Consider the following 16363-nt stretch of genomic DNA (forward strand, 5'->3'; position numbering starts at 1 on the left):
ACGTATGAAAAAGAAATTATTAGCAACAGTTGGTACTGTATTAGGGTTGAGTTTGTTATTAACTATTAATGCACCGACATCAACGAAGGCAGATTCAAATCTACTTTTGGCATCAGTTGAATGGGTACAAGCACAGTTAAATCCTTTGCAAACAAAAGTAGCATCATTAGAAAAACAAGTTGCACAACAAGATGCGACTATCAAACAATTACAAAAAGCAGTAGCGGATGGTGGTACAGTTGTAGTTCCACCAGTCACAACTAATCCTCCTACTGGAACACCTGCTGTAATTTATACTACGACAAGTGCAAAAGTACATTCTGGAGCAACAAGAAGTTACAAAGTAATTTCCACAATTGTAGCCAACAAAGGTTTGACTGTTATTGGTGAGCATAAAGGTGCAGATGGAATTTGGTATAATGTAGAAATTTCAGCAACTGTAAAAGGTTGGATTTTCTCTGGTGATGTATCTACGACCAAACCAGGAAACTTCGTACCATCAAAAGTAATAACAAAAGAAGCTACAAATGTACGTAAAGGGGCAACTACTAATTACACATCACTTGAAACAGTTGCAAAAGGCTCCACATTAACTTATTTAGGGTCATTCAAAAATGCGAATGGTGAAACTTGGTATAATGTTCAAACTCCTAAAGGCAACAAAGGTTGGGTGCTAAGTACGCTGACTGAGGTGAAATAATTGAAGAAAAAAGTAATAGCCATTTTATCAGTAGCAGCACTTAGCTTAGTTTCAACAAATAGTGCATTTGCATATAAGCAAGAAAGCTATTCCAAGCAAATACAAGTAGAAGTACACAATGCTTCCTCGACTTCTCTTAATTTATCAGGAGTGTATAAGCTTCAAAACCTAACAACTAACGAAATGTTCTATGCTTTGCCTAATACACCGGTAACATTTTCTCAAGTGAATGGGGAAGTTTCCATTTATCAAACAGGGGCATCTATGTTTTCGTCAAAGGGGTATGCTTTACATGCATTATCTGGCAACGAAAAGATAGTAGTATTTAATAAAAATGTAGATGGCAAAAAAGGTGCAACAACTGACTATGAAACAGTAAAATCATATAAAGCTTTCCAAGGTGCAAACTATGTGAATGAATTTACAAATGGTAACGGAGAAACCTGGTACTCTATTACGGATGAGCAAGGTATTTCATCGTGGATTCCCGCTAGTAGTGCGAGAGTTGCTGAAGTTTCCTCATTACCAATTGGGAAAGCACCAGATGGCAGAGAATATCGTGGAAGTTTTAATGTTGTTAAATCAGGGGCGACAGTTCAAATCGTTAACCGATTAGATTTAGAAAATTATTTAAAAGGTGTAATTCCAAATGAATCACCAGCTTCTTGGCATATCGAGGCTTTAAAAGCTCAGACGGTTGCAGCAAGAAGCTATACATTGAGTAAAGCTGGTATTCTAAGTAGTACTACGAAAGACCAAATGTATAAAGGGTATTCATCTGAACACAAAAATTCAAATGCTGCAGTAGAGGCAACAAACGGTTTGGTGTTAAAAGCTAATGGCAAACTAGTTCAAGCTTACTATTATTCTACTAGTGGAGGAAGAACAGCAAACATTGGGGAAGTATGGAATAGTGCACAGGTTTCACACTTTGTTTCTGTAGACGATTCCATTGAGGTATCACCATATAAAAATTGGTCAGTGAGTATTCCAGTATCAAATATATTAAAAAAATTCGGATTTGCCTCAACTGATACTTTGTTAGACATTAAGCTGACAAAAGGTGGATCTAACGGTGAAGTTACTGCTGTAACTGCTGTGACATCAACCGGTCAGAAAACAATTACTGGCAATGAAACTGTTATGAGAAATGTATTTTTAGATGCCAACAATGCATCATTAAAATCTAGCTGGTTCGATATATCATTCACGAAACCAACAGGCGGAACTGACCTTGCTATTCAAGGTGCTAAAAGTTCCTCAGAGGTGACATCACTTAAGGGAATGTCTGTTCAAACAGCAAATGGTCCAGTGACGATTCCTGATGGTTCTGTGAAAGTCCAAACGAATGAAGGCATCATCTCCACAACAGGCGTGACAGGTGTCCAAACAGTAACTGTAAACGGTAAAGGCTATGGTCACCGAATCGGTATGAGTCAATACGGTGCCAAAGCACGTGCCGAAGCAGGTTGGACATATGATCGTATTCTAAAACATTATTACCAGGGCACAACAATTGAAAAGTACTAATTAAAAAGGCAGTCCAGAATTTATAATCTGGGCTGCCTTTAATCTATCTTAAGAGAATAATAAAATCTCTTCTATGAATGAGTCTCCGTCTAGACTCTAGCCCCTTGAATCACTATAGCCTAGCAAGTAAAGACAAAAAACACCTTTATTCCTATTCTTTCAGCGCTCGTCGGGGCAATTATAGGCGCTTACGCTTTTTTCCATTAAGGTCTTATAAAGTTTTCGGTATAGTAGGGAATAGATCCATATGTCCAATCTGCAAAGTAAACACCTACTCCTAATTGAGAGTAAGAGGTACTAATGATATTTTTACGATGACCTATAGAATTCATCAGCGCTTCATGTGCAAAGTAAGGACTTGTATAACCCATTGCAATATTTTCACCAGCATTTCTAAATGCGATTCCGCTATCGGCTAGACGATCAAATGGTGATTTTCCTTTCAAATTATCATGATTAAAATAATCATTTAATCCCATATCCACGCTATGAGTTCGTGCAACACTCGCAACCTTCGATGAGCTTTGTAAAACTGCAACTCCCTGTGCTTTACGCTCAGCGTTTGTCAATTCGAATAACAGTGTCTCATAACCTCTTTCTAGTGTAGTAGACTTTTTAGGATAGAGATTAGGATTCTTATCTATCAATTGATGGTCTATTAAATAGATAGCAGAAATTTTGTTGTCACTATGCACATCTATGAAAAAGTTTGCTTCATATTTTGGCAAATTATACGTAATTATTTCAATTGGATATGTATTTCCAGTAGTTTCATAGGTAGTACCCAGTTTACTTTCTAGCTGTGCAATTGTGTTCGATATTGAAACACCATTAAAACTGTAATTCTTATCTTTCGTATAAACGGATGCAACTTTATTGTTTAAATAACTAATTGCATAGAAGCTATTATAATTATTATGATAAATCGATGTGGAAGCACCAAATTCGTTTATAACTGCTTTTTGTTGTGCGCCTAGTTTTGCTGCTGTAGTCGTTTTTCTATCTCCAATGGAAATAGAAGTGGAAGCTGTTTTCACACATTTTAGTTGACTAAGTTTACTTTTAGAAGGTGTTTGATACACAATATCGGCATTATCTCGAATGACTAATCCGCCACCAAGATGATAGTATGTAGATTTATTTGCGTATATTCTGTAGTTTTCTCCCGGTTTAACAGTTCTAGAAAATTCGAACTTTCCGTTTACATTTTTATAAATAGTTGTTGGTTTTTGTATCAAGACTCGGCCGATTTGACCAGGTTTTAGTTGAACACCATCCCAGTATACGATGGAAGGACAATCTGCTGCTTGAGAGATTGCTGGAACTGAGACTAAAGTGAACAATAACATTATGATAATAGCAATTTTTTTCATAGATTCATCTCCTCATAATAAAAGTATAAATCAATTTACCGTAAATTCCAAAAACTCTTTTTCGACAAGTTCGACTTTTGCCTGTCCATTAGTCATTTCAGCCATCCAGTTAATAAAGGTCTCTTCTTCATCTGCTTTTGTAAATACCATTACTTCGACAAGCTCCACATAGTTAATCTCTTTTAAAGGATAGTCCGAGTTGCGAACTTCATTTTCCACTTTTCCTAGCCATGTGTAGTCTATAGAGATCTTCATCAGATGATGCAGCTTTCGTTCCACCACTTTTGCGGCGTCAATTCCTTCTGTAGTAGCTTTCCCGTAAGCTCTGATAAGTCCGCCACCACCGAGCTTAATACCCCCAAAGTAACGAGTGACGACAACAACTGTATCCTGTAGACCTTGTTTCTTCAATACTTCGAGCATTGGGACTCCTGCAGTTCCACTTGGTTCCCCATCATCATTGGCTTTTTGTATATTGTCATGCTCGCCAATAATGTATGCGGAGCAGTTATGATTAGCACTTTTATGCTTTTCTTTGATATTATTAATAAAATTTTGCGCTTGTTGTTCAGTTTCAGCCCGGCTCACATACGTTAGAAAACGTGATTTTTGAATGATTATTTCGCTCTCGCCATAGCCTTGGATAGTATGGTAATCTTTTCTCATAGATATATTTCCCCTCCTGATTCTATTGAAACATAGTTGTAAAGTAATTTTAATTTATTTTTAGTCACTTAGTGCTATAATAGGACATGTCATCATTTGTGAATGAGGACTCATTTGGGCGCATAAAGGAGAAAAAACAGATGACGAATATGAATTTTGAAACACAATCGTTAGATGTTATTTTCGATCGAATGGTCGAAGTGATGGATCATTCGAAAAAGGATATATTCATTATAAGCGAACAGAGTCGACAAAGCTTTGAAGAAATGAAAGTGGAGTTAGAAATTATTCGTGGAGATATCGAAACTGTTATTATAGAAGGAGATTTGCTCGAATCAAAATCGAGGCACTCCCGAAATCGATTAGCTGAGGTTTCCAAGAATTTTGACTCGTACGATGAACCACAAGTTCGCCAAGCTTACGAAACTGCAAATGAAATTCAAATAAATCTTCTCATCAAACGTAGTGAGGAACGTCAGCTTAGACTTAGAAGAGATGATTTAGAACGCAGATTACAGGGCTTGCTAGAAATGATTGAACGTGCCGATCATCTGGTCAATCAGGTGAATATCGTCATGAATTACTTAACATCCGATTTGAAAAATGTAGGAGCAGCACTTGAAAATGCAAAAATTAAACAAGATTTCACCTTGAAAATTATCGAAGCACAAGAAGAAGAACGTAAAAGACTTTCAAGGGAAATTCATGATGGCCCTGCGCAAATGCTAGCGAATGTTCTTCTTAGAACAGACCTAATCAATCTTACATATCAGCAGCGTGGTGGAGAAGCAGCGATGAAAGAAATTTTAGACCTTAAAAAAATGGTTCGTGATGCTCTTTCAGAAGTACGTCGTATTATTTACGACCTACGACCTATGGCATTAGACGATTTAGGTTTAATACCAACGCTTCGAAAGTATATAACGACAATCGAAGAATACAACCCAACAGGTAAGATTAATTTCCAAAACTTTGGAGAAGAGAAAAGACTAGATACCAATTTTGAAGTTGCCATTTTCCGTATTGTCCAAGAGTGCTTAACGAATGGAACTAAACACGGGAAATTTACTGAAGCTTGGGTGAAAGTAGAATGGTTGAAACAAAAGATAAATATTATCGTCAAAGATAATGGAGCTGGTTTTGATCCAGAAGTAGCAAAAGAAAAATCCTTTGGTTTAATCGGAATGAAGGAACGAGTGGATTTGTTAGAAGGATCGATGAAAGTTATATCATCCCCTGGCAAAGGAACTAGTATTTTGTTTAGTATTCCATTAAATGAGGAATAGTAAATATGGCTTTTTAATTATAGGAGGAAATGAACATGACAAAAATAATAATCATAGATGATCACCAACTATTTCGCGAAGGAGTAAAACGTATTTTAGACTTTGAAGACTCTTTCGAAGTAATAGCAGAAGGTGACGACGGCCACGACGTTTTAAGTCTTTACGAAAAATATCTTCCAGATGTAGTATTGATGGACATTAATATGCCTACTAAAAATGGCGTAGAGGCTACAGGAGAATTACTAGTGAAATTCCCTGATGCAAAAGTAATCATCCTTTCTATCCATGATGATGAGTCATACGTATCACACGCACTAAAAACAGGTGCTCTTGGATACATGCTAAAAGAAATGGATGCCAATGCAATTGTCTCCGCTATCAAAGTAGTAGCAAAAGGCGGTTCATACTTACATCCAAAAGTTACTAAGAACCTTGTTGCAGAATTCCGTCGCTTAAGCGAGCGCGAAAACAAAGGGAACTTCCATCAAACAGAAATTCGTCGTCCATTCCATTTACTAACAAAACGTGAATGCGAAGTACTTCAATTACTAACAGATGGCCAAAGTAACCGCACAATCGGAGAAACACTATTCATCTCCGAAAAAACCGTAAAAAATCACGTATCCAGCATCCTTCAAAAAATGAACGTAAACGACCGCACCCAAGCCGTAGTAACCGGCATCAAAAACGGTTGGGTTGAAGTTCGCTAATAACATAAAAAGTATCCCACTCCAATGTTTTGGAGTGGGATTTTGTTTTTGTAAGGTGAATTTGCTATTTGTGAGACCGATCTTGCGGTTTTCCAAAAGTATGTTGCGATTTGCGGTGGCCACCTTGCGATACGAAGTCTTTAATTTGTGATTCACCTGTAACACGTTTCAAGTTGCGATTTGAGGAGGGTATCTTGCGTTTCAACCAAAGTATATTGCGATTTGCGGTGGGCACCTTGCGATACGAAGTCTTTAATTTGTGATTCACCTGTAACACGTTTCAAGTTGCGATTTGAGGAGGGTATCTTGCGTTTCAACCAAAGTATGTTGCGATTCGCGGTGGCCATCTTGCGATACGAAGTCTTTAATTTGTGATTCGCCTGGAAACACGTTTCAAATTGCGATTTGGGGAAGGGATCTTGCGATTCGACCAAATTATGTTGCAATTCTCGGCGGGCACCTTGCGATACGAAGTCTTTAATTTGTGATTCGCCCGGAAACATATCGACAATCAGCAACACTAAAATATAAGTCTATTTCTTCGTGTAATATGTTTTCCCACCAGCTCTATGCATCTGTAACTCCATATTACTTAGCATTCTCGAAGCCACATATATAGAGTCGACCATACAAAATTTTCGGAAGTCTCTATTCGTTATTTTATTATTGATAAGCCAAAAGTAATCGTCCACTGCTTTCTTATGAGCGTTCCGGTCACGCTTATGGCAGCTGGGACATGTCCAAGTTTTACCTGTACGTCGCATTCCCAAAACCCCACAACCAGGACACTCCACTCCCAGCCGAATCTCACTTACATGAATTCGATAATATTCACAAAGTGGGGGATACTCAAAAGCAGACCTATTCTCTAACAATAGCTTTTCGACAACCTCTAACTCCCCAACAGAAAAAATCTCACTACCAGAACTATTGTAAATCTGTGTCACTCTCTCAACCATACTTTCTAACTTATAAATGGGATAATGGGTAGGTTTTTGCATAATGCGGCACGACTTGGCGGTCATGATGACAGCACCAGTCACTTTCATCTGTGGAAGGGTATTACGTAGAAATTCTTTCATGAAGCGAATATGTCGCATCAATTGAAAATACGGATTAAAAATGGGGGTCTCTGTTCCATTCTCTTCTTTATAAAAATCATCTAACTCTTCATTAAAATACAAGCGTCCACTTATATTCTTCGACTCGAGCACTATACAACATCGGTCGGTCACTACAAGGCAATCTATCTGCACTTTCCAATCATCCAGCACCAAACAGACATCCGAGAATACACGAAACTCACCGGCCAACCGCAACTCTCTCAACCTCTTAAAAACCCTCTCCTCACCGCGCACTCCTGCATCCATTTTTCGAATCTCTTCGCGAATAAAATCAGACGACGGAGATCCATCAATCAACCTTTTCAACAAAGCAAAATGTCCACTCAATCCTTCAGCTCCTTTCTACCTATATCTTACATTCCAATGCCGGAATATTCTACCTATTTTAAATGGGAACTTAATAATTGAGTTTTCGTCCTAATTATGACAAAATAACCTTCAGCAGGAGGAGACATATATGAAAATAATCCAAGCAATTACACTCGCGGCCTTCACACTAACGCTGGCAGCTTGCAATAGTAACGACGAAACAGCGCAAAACGCTAATTCCGCAACCGACATCGCTCCAACGAACACACAAACGACAACGGATCACGGTGCAGAAGATAAAAGCGAAACCAATATAGGCTTCGAATTGTCAGGTGACAATATTGAAGAAGCAACAAATGTACCAGAAAAAGAAAAAACGGCATTACTCGAATCTTTCACGGAATACATGGAATCATTTAACGCAGAAGACCCAGAACGCTATATGAACACAATTTCTAAAAATCCAGAAGGCTTCAACTACGACGCTGAAAAAGTCAAAGTAGAAGAAACGTTCAACGACTTTAACACAATCCGTACAGCTGATAATATTACGATTATTGAATATGATAAATCACAAGCGCAAGTATTCTCCAATATCCATACTTCTTTTGAACAAATGGACACAGGTGCTAAACTTGAACAGAACGGACGCCAAGTAACTGTATTCGTCAAAGAAGATGGCAAATGGCTAGTTTCTAGCGTCTACTATATAGGCGAAACAACTGAATAACAACGTATTCCCCAGACATATATGATAAATATCATGTTTGGGCTTTTTTGTGCTTTCATTTCTACCAATTATTCAGTAAACTACAAGTAGGAGTGTGATTTATTAAATGAAGACAGCAATCGTAACCGACAGCACCGCATATATCCCGAAAGAAATTCGTGACCAACTGAATATTCATATGGTGCCGCTAAGCGTTGTCATCGGAAATGACACCTATCAAGAAGAAATAGACATTAACACCACAGAATTCTACGATAAAATCCGTAAAGGTGGAGCGCTTCCAAAGACATCCCAACCAGCCTTAGGAACATTTATCGAAACATATGAAAAGCTAGCAAAAGAGAACGACGCAGTTATCTCTATCCATCTATCTAGTGGTATCAGCGGAACACTTGCTGGAGCAGAACAAGCAGGAGAAATGGTAGCTGACCTTGATGTACGAACATTCGACACAGAAATTTCCTGTATGGTCCAAGGCTTCTACGTACTTAAAGCTGCTGAAATGGCTGAACAAGGTGCTTCACCGGATGCCATCCTACAAGAACTAAACAACATGAAACAAACGATGCGTGCATATTTTATGGTCGACAATCTAGACCATCTTCACCGCGGAGGAAGACTAACTGGCTTCGAACGCGTCATCGGTTCCGTACTGCAAGTAAAACCGATTCTACACTTTGAAAACAAAGTCATTGTACCATTTGAAAAAGTTCGTACGCGTAAAAAAGCGATGAAACGTATTTCGGACATGCTTCAAGAAGACTCAAACAAATTCAACATAAAAGCGACAATCATTCATGCTAACTACGAAAACGAAGCAATCGCATGGAAAGAAGAACTTCAAGCAACAATGCCAAACGTAGACTTCACGATCAGCTACTTCGGTCCTGTTATCGGTACACATCTTGGGGAAGGGTCCATGGGTCTTGGTTGGTACAAGATTAACTAATAAGGAGAATGCTCATGAACAAACAGCTCCAACAATTTCTAACTGGCCGCATATGGCTTCGCGAACACACCCCATTCCCACGCGAAGTCATCGACGCCCACATCGACTCCGGTCACATCCACCTAAAACCTGGTGTCCTCACAAAATCAGATTCAAACCTTTTTTGGCAATCAAAGATGAACACCTGCAACAGATGCCACAATACGAACCCATCCTTATTTCACTCATTCAACTGTGCCCGTTGCAACAAAATTTGTACGTATTGCCGCCACTGTATCCGAATGGGGCGGGTGAGTAGTTGTTCTGAATTACTCCTATGGGACAAGCAGCATGCTCGCAGCGCGAACGCACATGTCTTTGCATGGAGCGGCCAGCTTACACCTCTTCAACAAAAGGCAAGTGAAGAACTACTCGCTAGTGTGGAGCAAAACCAATCCCACCTAATCCATGCAGTATGCGGTGCAGGAAAAACAGAACTCCTATTTCAAGCTATATTTGCTTGCTTACAAGCAGGTAAAAGAGTTTGTATTGCTGCACCAAGGACCGATGTTATTTTAGAGCTATTCCCTCGATTTCAGAAAGTCTTCCCAAACACAACGATCCACGCATTATACGGTGGCTCACCTGACCAACATGGTTTCCCCGAACTAGTCCTTGCCACAACCCATCAGCTTTACCGATTTGAACATGCCTTCGACGTAGTATTTGTCGACGAAGCAGATGCCTTTCCTTATTACGCTGATGAAACACTCCAAAAAGCAGTCACAAAAGCCGCAAAACAAGAAGCTGCCCTTCATTACGTAACAGCCACTCCAACGAAATCATTAAAAACAACCAACCAATCGATTCTAACGAGAAGATATCACGGCCACGACCTTCCAGTACCAAAATTCGTAAGTCTCTGGGGTTACGCTAGACAACTCAAAAAAGGAAAAATTCCTTTGAAACTACAAACCTGGATAAATGGAAAAATAGAAACGAATACTCCTTTTCTCATCTTCCTACCTACTATTGAAATGCTAGAAAACTTCCCAGGAGAATTACCACGAGTCCATGCCGAGCACCCAGACCGAAAAGAACTTGTTATGCAATTACGCGAAAAGAAAACCCCTGGCTTACTAACGACGACCATATTAGAAAGAGGAGTTACGATAGAAAATGTCCATGTAGCTGTAGTCGGAGCGGAGCAGCCCATCTTCACCTCCAGTGCGCTCATTCAAATAAGTGGACGAGTCGGTAGATCAGCGCAGTATCCAGATGGAGACATTACCTACTTTCACCACGGAATAAGCAGAGAAATGGATAAAGCGCAAGATGCGATAGAAGGGTGGAATCATTCATGACGTGTTTAATTTGTGGCACACTTTACCAACCATCAGCTACCTGGTCGAGGCTTTTTATATACGAGTTGGATTCTTCTACTTGCAAGAGATGCTTCGCAAAATTTGAAATTTCAAAGTCAACTATTGATTTTACCGATTTTCTTGGAACTCCTTATGAAGGAGCAGTGGACTCAGTCTTTTGTCTATACTCCTATAACGAACCTATGAAAGAATATCTACACCAGTACAAGTTCCTCCAAGATGTTGCATTAGCAAAAGTGTTTTCGGGGAAGTTACAACAAGCATTTCAGAGGAAAGAAGGCATTGTCGTACCCATTCCGATGCACCCAGAAAAACTAAAGTTACGTACATTCTCTCAAGTGGACAAGCTCCTAAATGCCGCGCAAGTTCCTTTTCAGCAGTTACTCACCAAAACAACATCCGATTCTCAAGGGAAGAAAACAAAAAAAGAACGATTAGAAACAACCAATCTGTTTGAAGTAATAAGTACCATCGAAGCAGCAAATTATATTTTATTCGACGATATATACACAACTGGCGCTACCATCCATCATGCGGCGAAGATATTAAAGGATGCAGGTGCCAAAAGAGTCGACGCAATCACTTTAATAAAAGGGTAACTGGCCGATAAATAAAGGGAGAATATTATTTGGAGGTAACAACATGGGTGAACTAAAAAATTGTCCTTCCTGCGGCGAGTTTTTTAACTATACGGGTTTAAGAGAAGTATGTAACAACTGCGCAATGAACGAAGAAAAATTATACGAAACGGTTTACCGCTTCCTTCGCAAACGCGAAAACCGAGCAGCAACCGTAGAAAGAATTGTAGAAGCTACAGGAGTAGAAGAGTCCTTGCTACATAAATGGGTACGAAAAAACCGTCTTCAACCAGCTATGTTCCCGAACCTAGGCTATCCATGCGATAACTGTGGGAAAATCACACAGTCTGGGAAACTATGCATAAAATGTTCGGACGAATTAAAATCCGGTCTTCGTCAATTTGACGCAGCAAAAGAATTCCGCGAAAAAGTGTCTCAACAAGAAACTGGGACTTATTATTCAGACAGCAAGAAAAAATAACTCTCACCTTGTGTGGGAGTTTTTCCGTGGGATGAATAAAAGAAATCAAAATTGAGTTATACTCAATAAAGCATGAGTATAACTCAAACTCATTATAGTTCCACCAAAAGACCTTCTAATTCCACTAAGTCCTTTAATTCCCAAGACCTATTCCACACAAATCATTCAAATTACTCTAAACACTTCATATTTCCTGCCGAAATAATACATAGACACTTTGAAAAAAGAGGAGGACGAACTTTTATGAAAATCACAAATGTTGGTGTAAACCAAGTAAATCCATACAAACGCAATCAACAACAAGCTGAAAAAGTACAAAATACAACTAAAACAGCCGCAGATCAATTGGAAATTTCGTCTACTGCGAAAAGCATGCAAACCAAATCACCACTTGAAATTAAACAAGCGGAACGAGTTGCAGCTATAAAAGCGGACATAGATGCAGGAACTTACAAAGTAGATGCAAAACAACTAGCATCGAATATCCTGGATTATTACCGTCTATAAAAAGGAGCATACAAACATGTCCATCGATAACATCTTGCAATCATTAACCAAACTAGATATGCTCCACAAAAGCTTGCTAGAGGTTGCATACAAAAAAACAGAAGCTATTAAAACGGGGGACATGGACAGTCTAAACCAACTGCTCAAGGACGAGCAGGCACACGTAGCAGGCATTTCACAGCTTGAACAACAGCGTCAAGCAGAGGTAACGGATTACCTTCGAGCAAAAGGAATTGCTCCTACTGACAACCCAACTGTTGCACTTGTCTTAGAAAATACCAACACAGACGAAGAAAAAGCTCAATTAACAAAAGCACGCAATAACCTATTGCTAACATTAGACACATTAAAGAACCAAAACGATCTAAACCAAAAACTAACATTCCAATCACTTCAATTCGTCAACATGACACTAGATATGCTACGACCAAAGACAGATCAAATGAATTACTCAAAAACCGAAGTAAAAGGTCCCTCAAAAGACAAAACCTACTTCGACTCACAAGCATAAGGAGGCGAACCCATGGGCTCTACATTTATGGGACTAGAAACAGCTAGACGTGGTCTTACTACACAACAATCTGCACTATATACAACGGGACATAATATCTCCAACGCAAATACCGTAGGGTACTCACGTCAACGAGTGAATATGGAAGCAACACTAGGTTATCCAGGAACAGGTCTTAATGCTCCAAAAATACCTGGTCATCTTGGTACTGGTGTACAAGCGCAGTCTGTTCAACGTGTTCGTGATCAGTTTATTGATCGCCAATATCGTCAAGAGACAAGTAAACTAGGATACTGGGAAACTAAATCCAATGCAGTTTCTCAAATGGAAGATATCCTTTCAGAGCCATCTGACTTCGGATTAAACACATCGTTAGATCAGTTTTGGAGTTCGCTTCAAATTTTAGGTACAAGTCCCGATGATGCAAGTACTCGACAAGTAGTTGTGCAAAAGGGGATAGCGGTGGCAGAATCGTTTAACTATATCAGTAAGCAACTAACCGAAATTCAAGAAAATTTAAAAAACGAGATTCTAGTCACTACTAAAGATATGAACTCTATTCTTAAACAAATAGCATCAATTAATGAAGAAATTCAAGCAATTGAACCAAATGGCTATATGCCAAATGATTTATATGATGCGCGTGATGTATTACTAGACGAACTTTCAAGTTATTTCCCTGTAGAAGTTTCCTACGAAAAATCGGGGGGGAATGCATTAGCGATTGCAGAAGGCTCCATGAACATAACTATTAAAACTTCTAATGGTCCTGTAAGTCTGGTAAATGGTAAAGAATTTTCAACTGTCACTGCTAATACCGGAGCTAATATTCCTATAACTGATGCAGAAGGGTATCAACCTTTCACAAGTTTTACTATCTCTGGCTATCCAATACCTATAAAACTTGAAGACTTAGAAGCAAACAAAGGACAAATTCACTCCCTTATTAGCTCTTATGGCTATGGAGAACCAGCAGACAACACAGGCTTCTATCCAGAAATGCTGAAAAAACTAGATGAGTTGGCAAATGCATTTGCAAAAACCTTTAATGATGTTCATACAAATGGTAGTGATCTAAAGGGTAATAAAGGACAAGAATTCTTTATAAATAAAACAGATGAAAACATTAGTACTGGAATTACTGCAAGTAATATAAAAGTTCATAGTAAATTTGAAAAAGATCCCTCTCTACTAGCTGCATCCACTTCGGACCCTATTAATGGGACAACAGGCAAACCTGAACCAGGTAATGGGGCAAATGCATTATTACTTGCTAATATTAAAGCTAAACCAGCTGATGGATTAGGTGGAGCAACTATCCAAACTTACTATCAATCGATGATTGGACAAATGGGAGTTGTAGGAGAACAAGCGAATCGTCTTGCTACAAACTCCGCAACCATCCAGTTAACTGTAGCAAATAATCGTGCTTCAGTTAGTTCTGTATCATTAGATGAAGAAATGACAAATATGATTACCTTCCAACAGGCATATAATGCAAATGCTCGTATGATAACAGTAGTAGATGAAACTTTAGACAAAATTATAAACGGCATGGGCCGAGTAGGACTATAATAGGAGGACTTATACATGCGCGTAACACAATCAATGCTCTCTAGTAATATGCTTCGTAACTTATCCAACAGCTATGGCAAAATGAGTGCATTACAGGACCAAATTAATACAGGAAAGAAAATTACTCGACCATCACAGGATCCCGTAGTAGCAACAAAAGGGATTGGGTATCGTACTGATCTAAGCAAAGTAGAGCAATACCAACGTAATATTGGCGAGGTCAATAATTGGTTAGATAGCTCTGATGATGCACTAGATCATGTAGGTCAAGCAGTTATAAGATTACAAGAATTAGTAACGCAAGCAGCTACTGATTCCAATACATCTGATGACCGCAAAAAAATCCTAGTAGAAATAACACAAATGCGTCAGCAAATACAAGATTTAGGAAACACAAAAGTAGGAGATAAATATATATTCTCAGGTACTAATACACTAACACCTCTTCACGGTGAAAATGGCTTTGCAGAACCTTCCGTATACTCTGGGTTAACAAAAGATGTGAAAATAGAAGTGTATGACGGGGTCGAACTAAAAGTAAATACAAATGGGCATGAGCTTTTTAAAGGAATAGATGATATGCTTGCTAATATAGAAAAAGTCCTAGGTGATGGCAGTACAGGTACTGACATTAGTGGTTTTTTGACAGAAATAAGCAATAAGCAAAATAGTGTATTAGAAAAACGTGCAGATATTGGAGCACGTCAAAATCGTGTCGAAATGATGGATAATCGATTAGCGTCTCAAGAAATTATTGCAACTAAACGTATGTCTGAGAACGAAGACATTGACTATGAAGAAGCAATTACTGATATGGTTACACAAGAGTCCATTCATAATGCGGCACTATCAATTGGTTCAAAAATTATTCAAGCAACGTTAGTAGACTTTTTAAGATAACTATAAAAGCGTATGAACTTCATGTTCATACGCTTTCTTTAAAGGATGATAAAAATGAGAATCCCACAAATTCAAATACAAACAACGAAAGCCGAACTAGGATTATCGATCCAACAACCTCAGCAACAAATAAAACAACAACAAGCAGACATACAAATAGAACAACCTGCTGCTATACTGTCCATTCACACTACACAGGGCGAATTACAAATCGATTCATCTCAAGCTAGAAGAGATTTAGGAATAGTAAATTTCCTAGAATTTGCAAGAAATGATGCACAGGAAGGTCAGCAAGCGGTAATGGCTGGAATTGCACGTCGCGCTCGAGAAGGGGAGATGATGATGAGTATTGAAAAAGGTGGTGGAAATGCTATTCATTCTATTATAGATTCCAGAACTCTTCCGAAACAAAAAATGTTAGGCATTAAATTTATACCAAGCGGGGATGCAGTAAGAACTACATATACCCCAGCAAAGGTAGACATACAAGTACAAAAGAATGATCCTAAAATCAATGTTCAGATTAATAAGCCAGTTCATAATTACACACCAGGTAATGTTAAGGTAGACCTAATCCAAAACCCTTCCATCCAAATTGATTGGGAAGTGTAACACTAGTGAGGAGAATATAAATGAAAATACAGACTGCTTACTTTGATGAAGTAGAAATCGACCAAACCAATATATTAAACTTCCATCATGGTTTACCAGGTTTCGAAGAGGAAACAGAATTTATTTTACTACCGTTACAAGATAATAGTGTCTTTCAAGTGCTGCAATCCGTTCAAACTGTCTCTTTGGCTTTTATAATAACAAACCCTTATGAAATAACTGCAGAATACAGCTTTGTATTGGAGGAAGCAACGATTCATGCTCTACAAATAAAAGATGAAAATGAAGTAGCTGTTTTTGCAATTGTATCATTAAAAGAAACAATCGCTCAGTCTACCGTCAACCTAAAAGCACCAATCGTTTTGAATACTACAAATAAAAAAGCAAAGCAAGTTATTCTAAACAACGAAGACTATTCAATTCGGCACTTAATCTCATCCGAAAGCAAAGAGGGGTGA

Annotated in this window: 18 protein-coding genes; 15 read left to right on the forward strand and 3 right to left on the reverse strand. The window is 38.6% G+C overall.

Translation table 11 applies throughout. The features are described from left to right. Positions 1 to 4 precede the first annotated feature (4 nt). Both BM260_RS10315 and BM260_RS10320 read left to right on the forward strand, forming a co-directional pair. The gene (locus BM260_RS10315; RefSeq protein WP_093537266.1) at positions 5 to 700 is read left to right on the forward strand and encodes an SH3 domain-containing protein; all 696 of its coding nucleotides are present in this window, start codon (positions 5 to 7) and stop codon (positions 698 to 700) included. Beyond that, positions 701 to 2230 carry a SpoIID/LytB domain-containing protein gene (locus BM260_RS10320; protein WP_093537267.1) on the forward strand — a complete coding sequence of 510 codons (1530 nt, stop codon included), beginning with the start codon at positions 701 to 703 and terminating at the stop codon, positions 2228 to 2230. A 203-nt stretch (positions 2231 to 2433) separates the two neighbouring features. Here BM260_RS10320 and BM260_RS10325 read toward each other — a convergent pair whose 3' ends face one another. After that, positions 2434 to 3603 carry a CAP domain-containing protein gene (locus BM260_RS10325; RefSeq protein WP_093537268.1) on the reverse strand — a complete coding sequence of 390 codons (1170 nt, stop codon included), beginning with the start codon at positions 3601 to 3603 and terminating at the stop codon, positions 2434 to 2436. A 30-nt stretch (positions 3604 to 3633) separates the two neighbouring features. Continuing rightward, positions 3634 to 4269: a YigZ family protein gene (locus BM260_RS10330; RefSeq protein ID WP_093537269.1), complete on the reverse strand. Its 636-nt coding sequence runs from the start codon at positions 4267 to 4269 to the stop codon at positions 3634 to 3636. A gap of 140 nt (positions 4270 to 4409) precedes the next feature. On the opposite strand from BM260_RS10330, the gene BM260_RS10335 reads away from it, so the two are divergent. Together BM260_RS10335 and BM260_RS10340 are read left to right on the forward strand one after the other, a co-directional pair. Beyond that, the gene (locus BM260_RS10335) at positions 4410 to 5555 is read left to right on the forward strand and encodes a sensor histidine kinase (protein ID WP_093537270.1); all 1146 of its coding nucleotides are present in this window, start codon (positions 4410 to 4412) and stop codon (positions 5553 to 5555) included. A gap of 35 nt (positions 5556 to 5590) precedes the next feature. Beyond that, positions 5591 to 6265 carry a response regulator gene (locus tag BM260_RS10340; protein WP_093537271.1) on the forward strand — a complete coding sequence of 225 codons (675 nt, stop codon included), beginning with the start codon at positions 5591 to 5593 and terminating at the stop codon, positions 6263 to 6265. A 533-nt stretch (positions 6266 to 6798) separates the two neighbouring features. Here BM260_RS10340 and BM260_RS10345 read toward each other — a convergent pair. Next, positions 6799 to 7635 carry an NERD domain-containing protein gene (locus BM260_RS10345; protein WP_245762701.1) on the reverse strand — a complete coding sequence of 279 codons (837 nt, stop codon included), beginning with the start codon at positions 7633 to 7635 and terminating at the stop codon, positions 6799 to 6801. Positions 7636 to 7846: 211 nt separating this feature from the next. Between BM260_RS10345 and BM260_RS10350 the strand changes: the two genes are divergently transcribed. The 11 genes from BM260_RS10350 to fliW all read left to right on the forward strand — a co-directional run bounded on the left by BM260_RS10350 (position 7847) and on the right by fliW (position 16363). Beyond that, positions 7847 to 8428 (forward strand): nuclear transport factor 2 family protein, encoded by a 582-nt coding sequence (locus BM260_RS10350; RefSeq protein ID WP_093537273.1) that lies wholly within the window; start codon positions 7847 to 7849, stop codon positions 8426 to 8428. A gap of 106 nt (positions 8429 to 8534) precedes the next feature. Continuing rightward, positions 8535 to 9377, forward strand: coding sequence for a DegV family protein (locus tag BM260_RS10355; protein WP_093537274.1), 843 nt, complete (start codon positions 8535 to 8537; stop codon positions 9375 to 9377). Positions 9378 to 9391: 14 nt separating this feature from the next. Then, entirely contained in the window at positions 9392 to 10720 is a 1329-nt protein-coding gene (locus BM260_RS10360; protein WP_245762693.1) for a DEAD/DEAH box helicase, read from the forward strand. Next, positions 10717 to 11340 (forward strand): ComF family protein, encoded by a 624-nt coding sequence (locus tag BM260_RS10365; protein WP_093537276.1) that lies wholly within the window; start codon positions 10717 to 10719, stop codon positions 11338 to 11340. Before BM260_RS10360 ends, BM260_RS10365 begins: the two co-directional genes overlap by 4 nt. Before the next feature lie 43 nt (positions 11341 to 11383). Further along, on the forward strand, positions 11384 to 11800 hold the full coding sequence (locus BM260_RS10370; RefSeq protein ID WP_093537277.1) for a TIGR03826 family flagellar region protein: 417 nt from the start codon (positions 11384 to 11386) through the stop codon (positions 11798 to 11800). A 243-nt stretch (positions 11801 to 12043) separates the two neighbouring features. Next, entirely contained in the window at positions 12044 to 12307 is a 264-nt protein-coding gene (flgM, locus tag BM260_RS10375; protein WP_093537278.1) for a flagellar biosynthesis anti-sigma factor FlgM, read from the forward strand. Between the two features lie 16 nt (positions 12308 to 12323). Beyond that, the gene (locus BM260_RS10380) at positions 12324 to 12818 is read left to right on the forward strand and encodes a flagellar protein FlgN (RefSeq protein WP_093537279.1); all 495 of its coding nucleotides are present in this window, start codon (positions 12324 to 12326) and stop codon (positions 12816 to 12818) included. A 12-nt stretch (positions 12819 to 12830) separates the two neighbouring features. Continuing rightward, complete coding sequence (gene flgK, locus BM260_RS10385) at positions 12831 to 14393, forward strand: flagellar hook-associated protein FlgK (RefSeq protein WP_093537280.1); 1563 nt, start codon at positions 12831 to 12833, stop codon at positions 14391 to 14393. A gap of 15 nt (positions 14394 to 14408) precedes the next feature. Further along, positions 14409 to 15293 carry a flagellar hook-associated protein FlgL gene (gene flgL, locus BM260_RS10390; RefSeq protein ID WP_093537281.1) on the forward strand — a complete coding sequence of 295 codons (885 nt, stop codon included), beginning with the start codon at positions 14409 to 14411 and terminating at the stop codon, positions 15291 to 15293. A 54-nt stretch (positions 15294 to 15347) separates the two neighbouring features. Then, positions 15348 to 15905 carry a DUF6470 family protein gene (locus tag BM260_RS10395; RefSeq protein ID WP_093537282.1) on the forward strand — a complete coding sequence of 186 codons (558 nt, stop codon included), beginning with the start codon at positions 15348 to 15350 and terminating at the stop codon, positions 15903 to 15905. A 20-nt stretch (positions 15906 to 15925) separates the two neighbouring features. Next, positions 15926 to 16363 carry a flagellar assembly protein FliW gene (gene fliW, locus BM260_RS10400; protein ID WP_093537283.1) on the forward strand — a complete coding sequence of 146 codons (438 nt, stop codon included), beginning with the start codon at positions 15926 to 15928 and terminating at the stop codon, positions 16361 to 16363.

The organism is Psychrobacillus psychrotolerans (assembly GCF_900115805.1).
Classification (GTDB): Bacteria; Bacillota; Bacilli; order Bacillales_A; family Planococcaceae; genus Psychrobacillus; species Psychrobacillus psychrotolerans.

Bases quoted from the DNA above. Each gene is read 5' to 3' on its own strand.
- BM260_RS10360 (WP_245762693.1), top strand. From the start codon at position 9,392: ATGAACAAACAGCTCCAACAATTTCTAACTGGCCGCATATGGCTTCGC.
- fliW (WP_093537283.1), top strand. From the start codon at position 15,926: ATGAAAATACAGACTGCTTACTTTGATGAAGTAGAAATCGACCAAACC.
- flgK (WP_093537280.1), top strand. From the start codon at position 12,831: ATGGGCTCTACATTTATGGGACTAGAAACAGCTAGACGTGGTCTTACT.
- BM260_RS10380 (WP_093537279.1), top strand. From the start codon at position 12,324: ATGTCCATCGATAACATCTTGCAATCATTAACCAAACTAGATATGCTC.
- BM260_RS10345 (WP_245762701.1), bottom strand. From the start codon at position 7,635: ATGGATGCAGGAGTGCGCGGTGAGGAGAGGGTTTTTAAGAGGTTGAGA.
- BM260_RS10325 (WP_093537268.1), bottom strand. From the start codon at position 3,603: ATGAAAAAAATTGCTATTATCATAATGTTATTGTTCACTTTAGTCTCA.
- BM260_RS10350 (WP_093537273.1), top strand. From the start codon at position 7,847: ATGAAAATAATCCAAGCAATTACACTCGCGGCCTTCACACTAACGCTG.
- BM260_RS10370 (WP_093537277.1), top strand. From the start codon at position 11,384: ATGGGTGAACTAAAAAATTGTCCTTCCTGCGGCGAGTTTTTTAACTAT.
- BM260_RS10340 (WP_093537271.1), top strand. From the start codon at position 5,591: ATGACAAAAATAATAATCATAGATGATCACCAACTATTTCGCGAAGGA.
- BM260_RS10395 (WP_093537282.1), top strand. From the start codon at position 15,348: ATGAGAATCCCACAAATTCAAATACAAACAACGAAAGCCGAACTAGGA.
- flgM (WP_093537278.1), top strand. From the start codon at position 12,044: ATGAAAATCACAAATGTTGGTGTAAACCAAGTAAATCCATACAAACGC.
- BM260_RS10355 (WP_093537274.1), top strand. From the start codon at position 8,535: ATGAAGACAGCAATCGTAACCGACAGCACCGCATATATCCCGAAAGAA.
- BM260_RS10315 (WP_093537266.1), top strand. From the start codon at position 5: ATGAAAAAGAAATTATTAGCAACAGTTGGTACTGTATTAGGGTTGAGT.
- BM260_RS10335 (WP_093537270.1), top strand. From the start codon at position 4,410: ATGACGAATATGAATTTTGAAACACAATCGTTAGATGTTATTTTCGAT.
- BM260_RS10365 (WP_093537276.1), top strand. From the start codon at position 10,717: ATGACGTGTTTAATTTGTGGCACACTTTACCAACCATCAGCTACCTGG.
- flgL (WP_093537281.1), top strand. From the start codon at position 14,409: ATGCGCGTAACACAATCAATGCTCTCTAGTAATATGCTTCGTAACTTA.
- BM260_RS10330 (WP_093537269.1), bottom strand. From the start codon at position 4,269: ATGAGAAAAGATTACCATACTATCCAAGGCTATGGCGAGAGCGAAATA.